The organism is Streptomyces sp. SD31 (assembly GCF_052068475.1).
Classification (GTDB): Bacteria; Actinomycetota; Actinomycetes; order Streptomycetales; family Streptomycetaceae; genus Streptomyces.
Genome location: NZ_JBQHCX010000035.1, coordinates 1 through 15,852 on the forward strand (window position 1 = coordinate 1; position 15,852 = coordinate 15,852).

General features: G+C 71.7%; 12 protein-coding genes. 7 read left to right on the forward strand and 5 right to left on the reverse strand.

Annotated features, from left to right (window positions below; translation table 11 throughout):
- Positions 1-147 precede the first annotated feature (147 nt).
- The 4 genes from ACTMVF_RS42100 to ACTMVF_RS42115 form a co-directional block, all read right to left on the reverse strand.
- Positions 148-1,149, reverse strand: a complete 1,002-nt coding sequence (locus ACTMVF_RS42100) for a DNA-3-methyladenine glycosylase family protein (RefSeq protein ID WP_441276382.1) — start codon at positions 1,147-1,149, stop codon at positions 148-150.
- Positions 1,150-1,293: 144 nt separating this feature from the next.
- Positions 1,294-2,595 carry a coenzyme F420-0:L-glutamate ligase gene (locus tag ACTMVF_RS42105; RefSeq protein ID WP_441276398.1) on the reverse strand — a complete coding sequence of 434 codons (1,302 nt, stop codon included), beginning with the start codon at positions 2,593-2,595 and terminating at the stop codon, positions 1,294-1,296.
- A 5-nt stretch (positions 2,596-2,600) separates the two neighbouring features.
- Positions 2,601-3,560, reverse strand: a complete 960-nt coding sequence (cofD, locus tag ACTMVF_RS42110; protein WP_441276383.1) for a 2-phospho-L-lactate transferase — start codon at positions 3,558-3,560, stop codon at positions 2,601-2,603.
- Positions 3,561-3,593: 33 nt separating this feature from the next.
- The gene (locus ACTMVF_RS42115) at positions 3,594-4,100 is read right to left on the reverse strand and encodes a cysteine dioxygenase (RefSeq protein WP_441276384.1); all 507 of its coding nucleotides are present in this window, start codon (positions 4,098-4,100) and stop codon (positions 3,594-3,596) included.
- Between the two features lie 651 nt (positions 4,101-4,751).
- Here ACTMVF_RS42115 and ACTMVF_RS42120 point away from each other — a divergent pair.
- The 3 genes from ACTMVF_RS42120 to ACTMVF_RS42130 all read left to right on the forward strand — a co-directional run bounded on the left by ACTMVF_RS42120 (position 4,752) and on the right by ACTMVF_RS42130 (position 10,445).
- Positions 4,752-5,015 carry a WhiB family transcriptional regulator gene (locus ACTMVF_RS42120; RefSeq protein WP_003975777.1) on the forward strand — a complete coding sequence of 88 codons (264 nt, stop codon included), beginning with the start codon at positions 4,752-4,754 and terminating at the stop codon, positions 5,013-5,015.
- A gap of 244 nt (positions 5,016-5,259) precedes the next feature.
- Positions 5,260-8,940 (forward strand): glycosyltransferase, encoded by a 3,681-nt coding sequence (locus ACTMVF_RS42125; RefSeq protein WP_441276385.1) that lies wholly within the window; start codon positions 5,260-5,262, stop codon positions 8,938-8,940.
- On the forward strand, positions 8,937-10,445 hold the full coding sequence (locus ACTMVF_RS42130; protein ID WP_441276386.1) for a DUF5719 family protein: 1,509 nt from the start codon (positions 8,937-8,939) through the stop codon (positions 10,443-10,445). Before ACTMVF_RS42125 ends, ACTMVF_RS42130 begins: the two co-directional genes overlap by 4 nt.
- 378 nt (positions 10,446-10,823) lie before the next feature.
- On the opposite strand, the gene ACTMVF_RS42135 is transcribed toward ACTMVF_RS42130, so the two are convergent.
- Positions 10,824-11,273, reverse strand: a complete 450-nt coding sequence (locus tag ACTMVF_RS42135) for a metallopeptidase family protein (RefSeq protein ID WP_441276399.1) — start codon at positions 11,271-11,273, stop codon at positions 10,824-10,826.
- Positions 11,274-11,614: 341 nt separating this feature from the next.
- On the opposite strand from ACTMVF_RS42135, the gene ACTMVF_RS42140 reads away from it, so the two are divergent.
- The 4 genes from ACTMVF_RS42140 to ACTMVF_RS42155 all read left to right on the forward strand — a co-directional run bounded on the left by ACTMVF_RS42140 (position 11,615) and on the right by ACTMVF_RS42155 (position 15,745).
- Positions 11,615-11,992 (forward strand): DUF3499 domain-containing protein, encoded by a 378-nt coding sequence (locus ACTMVF_RS42140; RefSeq protein ID WP_031481227.1) that lies wholly within the window; start codon positions 11,615-11,617, stop codon positions 11,990-11,992.
- Between the two features lie 151 nt (positions 11,993-12,143).
- Positions 12,144-13,760 (forward strand): L-lactate permease, encoded by a 1,617-nt coding sequence (locus tag ACTMVF_RS42145; RefSeq protein WP_441276387.1) that lies wholly within the window; start codon positions 12,144-12,146, stop codon positions 13,758-13,760.
- Positions 13,761-13,873: 113 nt separating this feature from the next.
- Positions 13,874-15,238: a phosphomannomutase/phosphoglucomutase gene (locus ACTMVF_RS42150; protein ID WP_441276388.1), complete on the forward strand. Its 1,365-nt coding sequence runs from the start codon at positions 13,874-13,876 to the stop codon at positions 15,236-15,238.
- Positions 15,239-15,574: 336 nt separating this feature from the next.
- Positions 15,575-15,745, forward strand: a complete 171-nt coding sequence (locus tag ACTMVF_RS42155; RefSeq protein WP_225074871.1) for a Trm112 family protein — start codon at positions 15,575-15,577, stop codon at positions 15,743-15,745.
- Positions 15,746-15,852: the final 107 nt, after the last annotated feature.

Sequence of the window (15,852 nt, forward strand, 5' to 3'; positions counted from 1 at the left end):
GAGGCCCGTTCAGGGCCGAAGCGGGGGTCTGGGGGCCGCAGGCCCCCAGGAGGGCGGGGTCGAAGGGGCGGCAGCCCCTGGAGGATGGGACGGGTAGGGGCGGCGGGGGCGAAAAGCCCGGCGGTTACCACAGCGCACAGGCCCCCGTCACAACCGCCCGATATCCCCCCGAGGCATCCGCGGCGCCCGCCGCCCCGGCACCCGCCCACTCAGCAGAATCAACCGAGCCGCCCGATGCCGCTGCCCCGCATACGGCTCCAGCAACTCCAGCATCACGGAGTCATCCGCATCCCGATCCCCGGCCAGCGCCCACCCCACGATCCCCGGCAGATGCAGATCCCCCACAGTCACGGCATCCGCCGCCCCATGACTCCGCTGCACAACCTCCGCAGACGTCCACGGCCCGATCCCCGACACGACCTCCAACCGCGCCTGCGCCTGAGCCGGAGACATCCCCACGGCCTCCTCCAACCGCCCAGCGACCCGTACAGCCCGCAGAATCGTCGACGCCCGCTTGTTGTCGACCCCGGCCCGATGCCACTCCCAGGACGGAATCAGCCGCCAGGTCCCCGCATCCGGCATCACACACATCCGCTCCGGCGCGGGCCCCGGCGCCGGCTCCCCGAACCTCCGTACCAGCAACCGCCACGCCCGATACGCCTCATCGGCGGTGACCTTCTGCTCCAGAATCGACGGAATCAACGACTCCAGCACCAACCCGGTCCGCGTCAACCGCAGCCCCGGCCGCCGATGCCGAACCACCGCCACCAGCCGATGCCGAGGCACGAAGACGGACGGATCGTCGGCGGCCCCGAGCAGCTCCGGCAACTGCTCCAGCAGCCACTCCGCCCCGGGCCCCCAGGCCTCGCCCCGCACTTCGGCACCCCGCACGGTGACCCGCAGCGTCCCGGCCCCGGCAGGCGTGCGGCAGGCCCGCCACACAGACCCGTCCGGCATCGCCCGGAACGTCGGATCCCCCGGCCCACGCCGCAGCGGGCCCAGCACCAGCCCGAGATCGAGCGGCCCGTCCGGCACCACCGTCCGCACCTTCGCCGGCGCGACAGCCTGCCGCGGCACCCCCGTCGGCACAGCGACATGCCCACCGCGCACAGTCGTACGCGTGGGCCGCGGAGCGAAACGTCCTGCCACGAAGAGTCCCGGGAACTAGGTAACCGACGAGAGCTACGAGCCTAGGCGGTCCCACGCGAGCCCAGGAGACCCCACGGCACAGAGGTCCCCCCTGCACAAGCCCGCAGCCGGCCACGACCCCGCAGCCACCCACCCAGCGGAGCGTCACCGCACCGCGATGAAACCCCCCGCATCCCGCTCCGGCCGAGCCCGCGGTTCCTCCGCCGGATGACCGACCGCCACCGCCCCCATCGGATCCCAGTCCTCCGGTATCCCGAGCACCTCCCGCACCACATCCCGGCAGAACATGGTCGAGGACACCCACGCCGAGCCCAGCCGCTCCCCGGCCAGCGCGACCAGGAAGTTCTGCACCCCGGCACCGGTGGCGACGACGAACATCTCCCGCTCGGCCCCGTCCCGCCGCGCGTCGCCGTACGTGTGCGACCCGTCCATGACCAGGCAGGGGACCACCAGGTACGGCGCGTTCCGCAGCACATCCCCGCGGCGCACCCGCTTGGCGATGGACTCCTCGCTCTTGCCGTCCCGCCGCAGATCGGCGACCCACGCGTCGCGCATCGCGTCGAGCAGCCGCGTCCGCGACTCCTCCGACTCCAGCAGCACGAACCGCCAGGGCGTGGTGTGATGCGGCGCCGGCGCGGTCACGGCCGCCGCGACCGCCCGTCGCACGGCCCCGGGGTCGACGGGCTCGTCCGTGAAGGCCCGTACGGTACGCCGCTGGGTGACCGCCTCCCGTACGGCCTCCGACGTCCCCAGCCGGAACATGTCGTCACGCGCGCCACGCACCAGGCCCCGCGCCCCCGCCCCGTGATCCTCGGCCACCACGTGCGCCAGACCGCGCACGACGGCGACGGGCAGCCCGGCGGCCTTGCCCTTCACCAGGTCACCGGCGGCGGCAAGTTCATCCGCGGTCGCCACGACGGTCGCGCTGAGCGGATTGCCGTACGCGTCCGTGCCCCCGCGCAGATCGTCGAGTACGCGCACGCCCGCGGCGCCGATCGCCACGTCCGTGAGCCCGGAGCGCCAGGGGCGCCCGAAGGTGTCGGTGACGACGACCCCGACGTCGACGCCGAGGGCGTCCCGCAGCCCGTCCCGGATGGCCCGCGCGGACGCGTCCGGGTCCTCGGGCAGCAACAGCACGGTCCCGGCGGGGGTGTTGGAGGCGTCGACGCCGGCGGCGGCCATCACGAGGCCTTGCCGGTTCTCGACGATACGGAGCGCGCCGCGTCGCGCCACGACCCGTACGGTCTCCGCATCGATCGCGGCTTCGCGATCACTCGCCTCTACGAGCCGCCCCTCCGCCTTGGAGACGATCTTCGACGTGACGAGGAGGACATCCCCGTCGACCAGCCCGGGTTCGGCGGCGGCGATCAGCTTCGCGAGGTCGTCGCCCCGCTGGACCTCGGGAATTCCGGAGACGGCCCAGACCCGGTAGCCGTCGGCAGACATCTCGCTCAAGCCCCCCGCACCTCCTCCGCCAGCGCCAGCGCCTCCCGGGCCATCTGCGCGGTCGCGTCGACGTCGGTCATCATCAGCGGTACGGCCCGGCAGCGGATGCCGGCCGCCTCGACCCGCTCCACGGCACCCGCGTCGACGGTGTCGACGAGCCAGCCGTCCAGCAGCCCCGAGCCGTAGTGTTCGGCGACCGCCGCGGCCGTCGACTCCACACCGACCGCCGCGAGCACCTTGTCGGCCATCCCGCGCACGGGCGCGTCCCCGACGATGGGGGACAGGCCCACCACCGGCACCCCGGCGTCGGCGATCGCCTCGCGGATGCCGGGCACGGCGAGGATCGTGCCGACCGAGACGACCGGGTTGGACGGCGGGAAGAGGATGATGTCCGCCTCGGCGATGGCCTCCAGGACGCCCGGCGCCGGCTTGGCCTGCTCCGCGCCGACCGGCACGATCGCCTCCGCCGGCACCGAGGCCCGCAACCGCACCCAGTACTCCTGGAAGTGGACGGCCTTGCGCTCGCCGTCCACCTCGACCGCGACATGCGTCTCGACGCGGTCGTCGGTCATGGGAATGAGACGCACTCCCGGCTCCCAGCGGTCGCACAGCGCCTCCGTCACCGCGCTGAGCGGGTATCCGGCGCCGATCATCTGCGTCCGCACGATGTGCGTGGCGAAGTCCCGGTCGCCGAGCCCGAACCACTCCGGCCCCACGCCGTACGCCGCGAGTTCCTCCTTCAGATGGAAGGTCTCGTCGGCCCGGCCCCAGCCCTGCTCCTCGTTGATGCCGCCGCCGAGCGTGTACATCACCGTGTCGAGGTCCGGGCAGACCTTCAGCCCGAAGAGGTGGATGTCGTCCCCGGTGTTGCCGATGACCGTGATGTCCGCGTCCGGCACGGCCCGCTTCAGACCGCGCAGGAACCGGGCACCACCGATGCCGCCTGCCAGAACCACAATGCGCATGGGAGCAGTCTTGCAGGCGGGTACGACAACGCGTCAGGCAGTCACAAGACGCGGCTCCGTACGCGCCTCGCAGGCCGACGACGTGTGCATCGGCATCTCGGTGAGGCCCGGGTAGTACACGTGCAGGCTCACCGCCGGCTCCAGCGCGTCGTTGACGACGTCGTGCGTGTACCCCGGCGCGAACACCCGCTGCGTTCCCGCCTGCAACACGCGCGTGCCGCGCTCCGTGCGCTCGGTCAGCGCGCCCTCCAGGACCGTCAGGACGCCGGAGGACCGGCCGTGGTCGTGCAGCCCGCTGCCCTGACCGGGCACCCAGGACAGCAGCCACACCTCGTAGCCGGGGCCGGTGCGCAGCCGGTGGTACCAGCGCGTGGTCGCGTCGTACCGGACGAGGTGCTCCCACTGGGCGCGGTCGGCGGCGATGGAGCGGGCCAGGCCGACGAACTCGGCGACGGTGGCCGGGTGCTCGCGCGGAGCCTGGAGGAGGTGAGGGACTTCGAGGATGTCGCCGGCGATCTGGAGGTCGCTGTCGCTGTTCATGGGATGCGCGGTTCCTCAGTGAAGGAAGGTCAGAGGGAACAAGATCCGAGTCGCGGCCGACTCGGCCTACAGCTGGAGCAGGTGTGGCTCAACAGCTGGAACAGCAACAACAGCTACAGCGAACGTGGGCAGCACCGAGGGACCCGGCGGTGCGGGTCGAGGTGAGTGCCAAGTTCGCGAGCATGCCCACAAGGACAGCGGTTTGCACCTCCACTGTCAACTCGACGCCCGTTGAGTGGGATGTGTTTCACCTCATCCGGTTCATCTCTGTGGCGAAAGGTTTGTTCATGGGTTGACCGGGACACATGGCGCACAACCGGGCGCACGACGCCGTTGTGATCCTGTGATCCGACTGTGATCCGTTTCGCTTCTGCGGTTGTGTGCAACGAGATCGAACTTCTGGGCGTCCTTTTCCGTACAGGCTCTGCGCGGGGCTGGATGCCCTCCCGGGCCTCGTCTGCTTGTCAAGGTTTATGCCGATTTGAACACTTTCCGCTAGGCCTTGGTTCCGCAGAGTGAATAAGGGGCTCAATAGCAGATCTCGGCTTGACTCGCCCGGAGCAGCACACTTGTAATTTCACTCGTGTCGTTCAGCCGAAATCGGTAACGGCTACATCACGGGGACGCGGAAAGAACAGACGAGGGGCGCACATGACCGAGCTGGTGCAGCAACTGCTGGTCGACGACGCGGACGAGGAACTCGGCTGGCAGGAGCGCGCGCTGTGCGCCCAGACCGACCCCGAGTCCTTCTTCCCCGAGAAGGGCGGCTCCACTCGCGAGGCCAAGAAGGTCTGCCTCGCCTGTGAGGTCCGCTCCGAGTGCCTCGAGTACGCCCTCGCCAACGACGAGCGCTTCGGCATCTGGGGCGGCCTGTCCGAGCGTGAGCGCCGTCGACTGAAGAAGGCGGCCGTCTGACCGGCCTCGGCCGTGTCCACGGGTACATCGGCCACATGCGCGCGTAATCCACGCGTACACACGCGTACATACGTCTCGCACACGTCTTGAACACGTCTTGAACGGCCCGTCGCAGGTGGTTATCCACAGGCGGCGGGCCGCCGTCATGCCCAGCCGATAGTGTGGTCGCTCGTCCGAGACGCCCCGCTGCCCCCTCGGGGCACAGGCGTCCACCGCAGTCCACCGAACCGGGGCCCGTACCTCGATGTCCGTGCACAGCCACACGGCAGCCCATCACGACTCCGCTGCCACACCTGAGTTCCCGCGTCATGTGGTGACCGCGGTCCTCGTCTCCCATGACGGCGCCCGCTGGCTGCCCGACGCGCTCGCCGGGCTGCTCGGCCAGGAGCGCCCCGTCCAGTTCGCCATGGCCGCCGACACCGGCAGCGCGGACCACTCCGCGCAGCTGGTCGCCGAGGCCCTCGGCGACGATCGCGTGCTGCACCTCGCCCGGCGCACCGGATTCGGCCAGGCCGTCGAGGAGGCCAACCGCACCGCCCCCCTCCTCACCCCGGACGAGCTGCCCTATCTGAAGCGGCCGAGCGGCTGGGACCCCGTCACGCGCACGTGGCGCGACGACGCCTACGACATGCCCGAACTCCCCCACGGGGAGCCGGTGCAGTGGCTGTGGCTCCTGCACGACGACTGCGCCCCCGAACCCGACGCCCTGGCCCAGCTGCTGCGCGTCGTGGAGAACGAGTACGAGCTGGGCCGCGACGACGTCGCCGTCGTGGGCCCCAAACTGCGCGGCTGGTACGACCGTCGGCAGCTCCTCGAGGTCGGCGTCACCATCGCCCACTCCGGCCGCCGCTGGACCGGCCTCGACCGCCGCGAACAGGACCAGGGCCAGCACGACCACGTCCGCTCCGTGCTGTCCGTGTCCACCGCCGGCATGCTGATCCGGCGCGACATCTTCGACCAGCTCGGCGGCTTCGACCGACGGCTGCCCCTGATGCGCGACGACGTCGACCTGTGCTGGCGCGCCACCGCCGCCGGCCACCGTGTCCTCGTCGCCCCCGAGGCCGTCGTACGCCACGCCGAGGCGGCCTCCCGAGAGCGGCGCACCGTCGACTGCGTGGGCCGCACCGCCGCCTCCCCGCACAAGGTCGACAAGGCGGGCGCCGTCTACACCCTGCTCGTCAACAGCCGCACGGCCGTGCTGCCCTGGGTGCTGCTGCGCGTCGTGCTCGGCACCGTTCTGCGCACCCTGGCCTACCTCGTGGGCAAGGTCCCGGGCCAGGCCCTCGACGAGATCCGCGGCCTCATGGGCACCCTGCTGCGCCCCGAGCGGATCATCGCCGGGCGGCGCAGGCGCGGGAGTCCCGCCGTCGACAAGGGTGAGCTGCGGGCGCTGTTCCCGCCGCCCGGCGCGACCGTGCGGGCCACCGTCGAACAGGTCGCGAGCAGCCTCGTCGGCCGCTCCGACGCCGAGGTGGCCGCAGGGGCGGGACGGCACGGCAGCGCGATCGAGTCCGGACCCGGCGGCGACGACGCGGACTTCCTGGAGATAGAACAGTTCGCCCGCCTCAAGCGCATCGCCCGCAAGCCCGGTCCGGTGCTCTTCCTCGTCCTGCTGTTCGTCTCGCTGATCGCCTGCCGGGAACTGCTCGGCGGCGGTGCGCTCGCGGGTGGCGCGTTGCTGCCCGCTCCGGCCGACTCCGGTGAGCTGTGGTCGCATTACGTGGACGCCTGGCACCCGGTGGGCGTCGGCGGCACACCGTCCGCGCCGCCGTACCTGGCGATCGTCGCGATGCTCGCTTCCACTCTGCTGGGCTCGACCGGGCTCGCGGTCACCGTCCTGCTCGTCTGCTCGGTGCCGCTGGCCGGACTCACCGCCTACTTCGCCTCCCGGCCGCTCGTCGAGTCGCGCCTCCTGCGCGCGTGGGGGGCCGTCGTCTACGCCTTCCTGCCCGCCGCCACCGGAGCCCTGGCCGGCGGCCGTATCGGCACCGCCGTCCTCGCCGTCCTGCTGCCGCTCATCGCCCGCGCGGGCATCGCGGCGAGCGGCCTGGCCAACGGCTCCGGTGCGCGCGGCAGTTGGCGCGCGACCTGGGCGTATGCGCTGCTGCTGACGATCATCACGGCCTTCACGCCGATCGTGTGGCCGATCGCGCTGGTCCTCGGACTCGGGCTGCTGGCGGTGCGGCGCGCCGACATCACCGCGTACGGCCTGCGCTTCCTGGCCCAGCTCGGCGTGCCCCTGCTGGTCCTCGCACCCTGGTCCCTGTCGCTGCTTCCGTTCGGCTTCTTCCAGGAGGCCGGTCTGAAGTACGGCGCCTCGTCCGCGTCCGCCCTGGACCTGCTCGGTGCCAGCCCCGGCGGACCCGGCACGGTCAGCGGGCTGATGCTCCTCGGCGTCGTACTGGCCGCGCTGGCCGCCCTGATGCGCTCCGAGCGCCAGTTCGGAATCTGGACCGCGTGGGCGGTCGCCCTGGTGGGTCTCCTCTTCGCGACCCTGTCCAACAGCTCCACCTGGTCCGGCCCCGCGACCCTGGTCTACGGCATCGCCCTCCTGGCCGCCGCCCTGCTCGGCGCCGACGGGGCACGCTCGCGTGTGGCCGAGCAGAGCTTCGGCTGGCGCCAGCCGGTCGCCGCGCTGATCGCCTTCTCCGCTGCCGCCGGCCCGCTGCTCGTCGCGGCCGGCTGGATGATCCGCGGCGCCGACGGCCCGCTGGAGCGGCGCGACCCCGTGCAGGTGCCCGCGTTCGTCGCCGAGGAGAGCAACACCCGCGACCAGGCCCGCACCCTCGTCCTCGACAGCGACTCCCGGGCCCACGTCGGCTACATGCTCGTCCGCGGTTCCGGCGCCCGCCTCGGCGACGCCGAACTCGCCGCTGAGGACGGGGAGAACGCCAAGCTCGACAAGATCGTCGCCAACCTCGTCGCCGGCTCCGGCGCCGACCAGGCCGACCAACTGGGCGCGTTCGCGGTGCGGTACGTCCTCGTCCACAAGGGCGCGCCCCGCGAGGTCGCGCGCGTGCTGGACGCCACGCCGGGGCTGTCGCGGCTGAGCGAGCAGAACGGCAGCGCGTTGTGGCGGGTCGACCGGCAGGTGTCACGGGCGGCCGTCGTCGCCGGCTCCGGTGCCGGGTCCGGCTCCGCCGAGCCTCAGCCCGTCGCCGCCGGGCCCGTCGAGATCCACACCACGATTCCGAGTGGCGCCGAGGGGCGTGTCCTGCGCCTCGCCGACAGTGCCGACGACGGCTGGACGGCCACCCTGGACGGCAAGCCGCTCACCGCGACCACGGTCGACGGCTGGGCCCAGGGCTTCGAGCTCCCCGCAGCGGGCGGCAGGCTGGACGTCACCTACGACGACCCGATCGGCCACACCGCCTGGCTGTGGACCCAGGGCTTCCTCGCCCTCGTCCTCGTCGTGATGGCACTTCCGGGACGTCGCCGCGACATCGACGACGACCTGCCCGAGGAGCCGGCTGTCCCGGCCGAGGCCATGGCCGGCGAGGGCCGGCGGGCCCGCCGACTGCGGGCCCAGGCGGAGGCCGAGGCCGAAGAGGCCGGCCAGGGCGGCGAGTTCCCCGCTCCTCCCACGGAGCCGCCGTCGGCGATTCCGCAGCAGCAGCCCTACGGCGAGTGGGACACGCCCAGTTACGCAGGCGCCGAGTACGGCGGCTACGGCGGCCAGCAGTACGAGGGCGGCCAGCAGTACCCGGCGGGCGGCACCTACGACGGGACGCATCAGGCGGATCCGTATCAGGGCGGCCAGTACGACCCGTACGCGTACGGCGGGCAGTCCTCGACGGGGTCGTACGACGGGTCCTACGACACGTCGTCTTACGACCAGACGTACCAGCAGGGTTACGACGCCACGTACGACCCGGCGCAGCCGCATCCGCACGGCAGTGAGCGTTCCGACGGGAGCCAGCAGTGAACCGCACCACCCTGTCCCTGATCGTCGGCGCCACCGCCCTCGCCGCCATCACCGGGGTCGCGACGCTCACCACGCCGGACGCCTCCGGCGTGAACACCGCCGAGGCGGCCGCCGAACTGCCCGTGGAGCGTACGAGCCTGCTGTGCCCGGCGCCGAGCCTCTCGGACCTCGCCGAGACGACGTACACGTCGTTCACGCCCGTCACGAAGGGGACCGGCAGCGGCGGGAAGGCGGAACTGCAGTCCGCGGCGGAGGAGTCGGACACCGGGGCCGACGCCAAGGAGAAGAAGACCGGTGCCGCCGGCAAGGCCGACAAGCCCGTCCTGGAGGCCAAGGAGCCCGGTACGCCGGCCGCCGGGGACGCGTCCGGGGGCGACTCGCCGGCGCTCATCGGGACCGCCGACGGGAAGTTCGCGCCCGGCTGGACCATGCAGGAGACGACCGAGGTCGCCGCGGGCACGGGGCGTGGCCTGCAGGGCGTCAACTGCACCGCGCCGGACACCGAGTTCTGGTTCCCCGGCGCCAGTACGGCCGCCGACCGCACGGACTACGTGCATCTGACCAACCCCGACGACTCCGCCGCCGTCGTCGACATCGAGCTGTACGGCAAGGACGGGGCCCTCGAGACCACGGTGGGGGAGGGGATCACGGTTCAGCCGCATTCCGGGGAGTCGATCCTGCTGTCCACGCTCACCAGTGAGAAGCAGACCAACATGACCGTGCACGTGAGTGTGCGCAGCGGTCGGGTGGGTGCTTCGGTGCAGGCGCTGGACGACAAGCTCGGTGGGGACTGGCTGGCCGCGTCCGCCGACCCCGCGGGGAGTCTCGTTCTGCCCGGCATTCCTAAGGACGCCACCTCCGTGCGGCTGGTCGCCTTCACGCCGGGGGACTCGGATGCGGACCTCAAGGTGCGGCTTGCCTCGCCGTCCGGGGCGATCACGCCTGCCGGCAACGAGACGTTGCACGTCAAGGGGCGTATGACCAGTGCGGTGGACCTCGGTGACGTCGTGCGGGGCGAGGCGGGGTCGCTGGTGCTGACGCCTACGGATCGGTCCGTGCCGGTGGTCGCGGCGGTGCGGGTGGTTCGTGGCAAGGGGGCCAAGCAGGAGACGGCGTTCATTCCGGCGACCCGACCGGTGGGCACGCGCGCGACGGTCGTGGACAACCGGGCGAAGGGCACGACGCTGTCTCTTACGGCGCCCTTCGGCACGGCGAAGGTCAAGGTGACGGCCTCGGCGGGGAGCGAGGGGGGTACGGCGGCTTCGAAGACGTACACGATCAAGTCCGGGACGACCCAGGACGTCGAGGTCCCGGTGCCGAGCGGCCTGAAGGGCACGTACGCGTTGACCGTGGAGTCGGTGTCGGGTGGGCCGGTGTACGGGGCTCGGACGCTGGCCGTGACGGAGGACGGGGTGTCCGGCTTCACCGTGCAGACGCTGCCGGATGATCGGGGGATGGTGGCTGTGCCGGAGGCGGACGAGGACTTGTCGGTGCTGCAGAAGTAGGGCGGGTGTGCCTGCGGCGGCCTGTTGCTGTTCGGTGGGGGTGCGGGTAGCGCCTGCGGTTTGGTGGGTGGGTCGGGGCCGAGCCGGGGGGTGTCCGTCCTCGGTCGGGCGGTTGGTGTTGGGCGAGAGGTGCCGTGTCTTGACGCCCGACTCTGCGGGCGGACACCCCCCGGCACGTCCCCTTGCCGCCGTACGCGGGTGCGGGCTGTCGTACGTCGCAGGCGTGGGCCGTCCCGCCCAATCCGCGGGCAGTCGTGCCGCTGGGGCGGCACGGGTGGCGCGGGCGGTGCCCCGTCAGCGCCGGGCAACCCTCACAGCGAACGGCACCTGTGACTCGGCCCAGCCGACGCAGTCACCCCGCGTCTCCCGGCCCAGCCGTCAGTCCTCGCCGTAGCGGGGATCCACCGTCTCCGGGGTCAGGCCCAGCAGCTCGGCGACCTGTTCTACGACCACCTCGTGGACCAGGGCGGCTCGTTCGTCTCGGCCCTTGGTGCGGATCTCCACCGGGCGGCGGAAGATGACCACGCGCGCGGGGCGGCCCTCGCGGGCGGGGATCGTGCCGCCGAGAGGGACCGCCTCGTCGTTCCAGGTGCGGCCGGGGCCGTCCAGGCGGGGGACATCGAGGACCAGGAAATCGATGTCGGCCAGCTGGGGCCAGCGGCGTTCGAGGCGTTCCACGGAGTCCTGCACCAGGTCGGCGAAGGCGTCGGCGCGGCTGGCGGCGAGCGGGACCTGGGGTGGTGCGATCGGGCCGCGCATGCCTCGCCCGTGGCGATCACGGCGGCGGGGCCCGGGGCCGACGGCACGGGGCGGTACGGGGGTGTCCATCACTGATGAAGCGTAGTCCTCGGGGCCGGTGCGTGTCCGATCACGGTGGGGCGGACGGGCGGCGTCCACGCGCCGTACGGCATGTCGGCAGATGACCATTCCAGCCAAGCTTGGGCTCGATTCCGCATCTCTCCGAGACCGGCGGGGTCGAGGTGTTTGATGTGGTTTGTGGTAAGTGGTGACCGACTTCGGGGGTGTTCGGAATCCCGGAAGAGGGCTTCCGTGCAGGTCAGTGACGTGAGGCCGCAGGAGCATGTGGGGCGTTTCACAGCACGACACGGTGGGGTGACCTGGGGGAGAGTCGTCGCGGCCCGCTCAAGAGTGCGGTACCGTCCAACGTCGTGAGCCCTGTACGTCGCTGTTCGCGCACCGCTTGCGGCCGTCCCGCCGTCGCGACGCTGACGTACGTCTACGCCGACTCGACCGCGGTCCTCGGCCCGCTCGCCACCTACGCCGAACCCCACTGCTACGACCTGTGCGCCGAGCATTCCGAGCGCCTCACCGCGCCCCGCGGGTGGGAGGTCGTGCGGTTGCTGGACGGTTCGGCTCCAGCCCGTCCCAGTGGTGATGATCTGGAAGCGCTTGCCAACGCCGTGCGTGAGGCGGCCCGTCCGCAGGAGCGGGCGGCCCAGGCCGGTGGGGGCGGGGCGCGTGGCGCGGATCCGATGGAGGTCGCGCGGCGGGGGCACTTGCGAGTGCTGAGGTCACCCGACAACTGACGGCCGGTTTTCTCCGCCTGTACGTGTGTTTCCCATGTGCTCGTTTCCTTGAGTGATGCGCAGGCGTTGACGTGTCATTGGCGCGGACACGACCATTCCGTATGCCGGACGAGAAATCGCTTTCCGCACAGCGGAATCCGGGGAGGCGCCCGTGTACGTCCAGGAACTGGAACCCGTCGCCGACTCGCTCGGCCTGTCCGCGCTCGTGGCGACGTTGCCGCTCGTGATCGTCCTCGTCCTGCTGGGCGGGGTTCGGCTCAAGGCGCACTTGGCGGGGCTCACGGGGCTTGTGGCGGCTGTACTGGTCGCCTGGCTCGCGTACGGCATGCCGCTCGGTCAGACGCTCTCCAGCGCCGTGCAGGGGGCCGTCTTCGGGCTCTTCCCGATCCTGTGGATCGTCGTCAACGCCCTGTGGGTGTACCGGATGACCGTCCGGACGCGCCATTTCGACATCCTGCGGCGGTCGTTCGGGCGGCTCTCCGACGATCCGCGCATCCAGGCGCTCGTCGTCGCCTTCTGCTTCGGAGCCCTGCTGGAGGCCCTCGCCGGGTTCGGGGCGCCCGTCGCGATCTGTTCGGTCATGCTGGTGGCGCTCGGGTTCGAGCCGGTGCGCGCGGCGGTCGTCGCGCTGGTCGCCAACACCGCGCCCGTGGCCTTCGGTGCGATGGGCACGCCGGTCGTGACGCTGGCACAGGTCACCGGGCTGCCACTGGACGATGTGGCTTCTGTGGTGGGGCGTCAGACGCCCTTGCTGGCCCTTGTGGTGCCGCTCGTGCTCGTCGGGCTCGTGGACGGGCGGCGCGGGCTGCGGGAGACCTGGGTGCCCGCCATGGCGTGCGGAATCGCCTTCGCCGTCGCCCAGTTCGCCGCCTCGAACTACCTCTCCGCACAACTCGCCGACATCGGCGCCGCCTTGGCGGGTGCGGGAGCCCTGGTCGCCGTACCGCACGCGCGTGTGCCCGCCGCCGAGGCCGTACGCGCGTCCGTGCTGACCGGTGTGCGGAGTGAGGAGTTGGACGAGGCTGATCCTCGGCGGGAGGTCGTGCGAGCTTATGCGCCGTACGCGTTGATTGTGGTGATCTTCTCCATCGCGCAGATCCCGGTGGTCAAGGACTGGCTGGCCGGGGCGACCCAGACCTACGACTGGCCCTTCCTGGACGTCGCGAACCCGGACGGGGAGCCGGTCGGCGGCAATGTCTTCAGCTGGCCGATCGTGTCCACCGGCGGCACCCTCGTGCTGCTCGCCGGCGTGTGCACGGCTGTCGTCCTCGGGGTGCACGCGCGCGTGGCGGTCAAGGAGTGGGCCGCGACCGTGCACGAGTTGAGGTTCGCCATCCTCACCGTGACGTCCGTGCTGGCGCTCGCGTACGTCATGAACCTCTCCGGACAGGCCGCCACCATCGGCTACTTCGTCGCCGCGGCCGGCGCCGGGCTGGCCTTCCTGTCGCCGGTGCTGGGCTGGTTCGGCGTGGCCGTGTCCGGGTCGGACACCTCGGCCAACGCGCTGTTCGGGGCGTTGCAGGTGACGGCGGCGCGGGAATCGGGGCTGTCGCCGGAACTCCTGGCCGCCGCCAACAGTTCAGGTGGTGTGCTCGGCAAGATGATCTCGCCGCAGAACCTCACCATCGCGTGCGCGGCGGTAGGGCTCGCGGGCCGGGAGGGGGACCTGCTGCGGCGGGTGCTGCCGTGGAGTCTGGGCCTGCTGCTGGTGATGTGTCTGATCGTGGTCGGACAGAGTTCACCGGTGCTGGGCTGGATGCTGCCCTGACCTCCGCGCTGACCTGAGGTTACGGCTCGGAGTCCACTCAGTGGGTACACAGCGCACTGTCAGTGAGGGCGGGTAGTTTGGGGTGACCGACAGGACTTTCAGGAGGGTTGGCCGTGGCTGCTGATCTGTCACAGCTCGTGAAGGCGTACGACGTCCGCGGGGTCGTCCCCGACCAGTGGGACGAGCCGCTGGCCGAGCTCTTCGGGGCCGCCTTCGTCCAGGTGACCGGCGCGAGCGCCATCGTGATCGGGCACGACATGCGGCCCTCGTCCCCCGGCCTGTCCCGTGCCTTCGCGCGCGGAGCCGCGGCCCAGGGCGTGGACGTCACCGAGATCGGCCTGTGCTCCACCGACCAGCTGTACTACGCCTCGGGCGCGCTGAACCTGCCGGGCGCGATGTTCACGGCGTCGCACAACCCGGCCCAGTACAACGGCATCAAGATGTGCCGCGCGGGCGCGGCCCCGGTCGGCCAGGACACCGGCCTCGCGCAGATCCGTGAACTGGCCGAGCGGTGGAGCGATTCGGGTGCCCCGGAGCCGGCGGCGACGCCGGGCACGATCACGCGGCAGGACACGTTGGAGGACTACGCGGCCCACCTCCGCTCCCTCGTCGACCTGACCTCCATCCGGCCCCTGAAGGTCGTCGTCGACGCGGGCAACGGCATGGGCGGCCACACGGTCCCCACGGTCTTCGAGGGCCTGCCCCTCACCCTGGTCCCGATGTACTTCGAGCTGGACGGCACGTTCCCGAACCACGAGGCGAACCCGCTGGACCCGGCGAACATCGTCGACCTCCAGAAGCGAGTCCGCGATGAATCCGCCGACCTCGGCATCGCCTTCGACGGCGACGCCGACCGCTGCTTCGTCGTCGACGAGAGCGGCGCCCCGGTCTCCCCGTCCGCCATCACCGCCCTGGTGGCCTCGCGCGAGCTCGCCAAGCACGGCGGCAAGGGCACGGTCATCCACAACCTGATCACGTCCTGGTCGGTCCCGGAGGTCGTCGAGGAGAACGGCGGCACCCCGGTCCGCACCCGCGTAGGCCACTCCTTCATCAAGGCCGAGATGGCCAAGACCGGCGCGATCTTCGGCGGCGAGCACTCCGCGCACTACTACTTCGCCGACTTCTGGAACGCCGACACGGGCATGCTGGCCGCCCTCCACGTCCTCGCGGCCCTGGGCGGCCAGGACGGCCCGCTGTCCAGCCTGGTCGCCCAGTACGACCGCTACGCCGGCTCCGGCGAGATCAACTCCACCGTCGCCGACCAGGCGGACCGCCTCGCAGCCATCAAGGCCGCGTACGAGGGCCAAGAGGGCGTGGAACTGGACGAGCTCGACGGCCTGACCGTCACGGCCGCCGACTGGTGGTTCAACGTCCGCCCCTCCAACACGGAACCGCTGCTCCGCCTGAACGCGGAGGCACGGGACGAGGCGACGATGGCGAAGGTACGGGATGAGGCGTTGGGGATCATCAGGGGCTGAGGGCTGAGGGCTGAGGGCTGAGGGCTGAGGGCTGAGGGCTGAGGGCGGCTGCTCTCCGGCGTAGGGGGGCACCTCTCGATGCCGGCCCGCGCCCCCCAGCCCGTCCGGCGTTTGAGGACGAGGCCCGTTCAGGGCCGAAGCGGGGGTCTGGGGGCGCCAGCCCCCAGGGGCGGGGTCGAAGGGGCGGAGCCCTTTCAGGATGGGACGGGTAGGGGCGGCGGGGGCGAAACCCTCCCAGCGCCCAACCCCGGCACCCCGCCCCCACCGGCGGTACGCTGACCAGGCACATCCACACACCTGCACGCACCGCACACACCACCCCAGAAGGGACCCCTCATGCCGCTGGAAGCCGGCCTCCTGGAGATCCTCGCCTGCCCGGCCTGCCACGCCCCCCTCAAGGAGCAGGACGCCGAGCTCGTCTGCACCGGCCAGGACTGCGGCCTGGCGTACCCGGTCCGCGACGGCATCCCCGTTCTGCTCGTCGACGAGGCCCGCCGCCCCGCGTAACACGACCACACGGCCACCGGCGCAAGGACGACGGGTTCCCGTCAAAAGACGAGCCGCCCACCGCCGTACGGACATCCGGCCACCGGTATGAGACCACCGCCGACCGG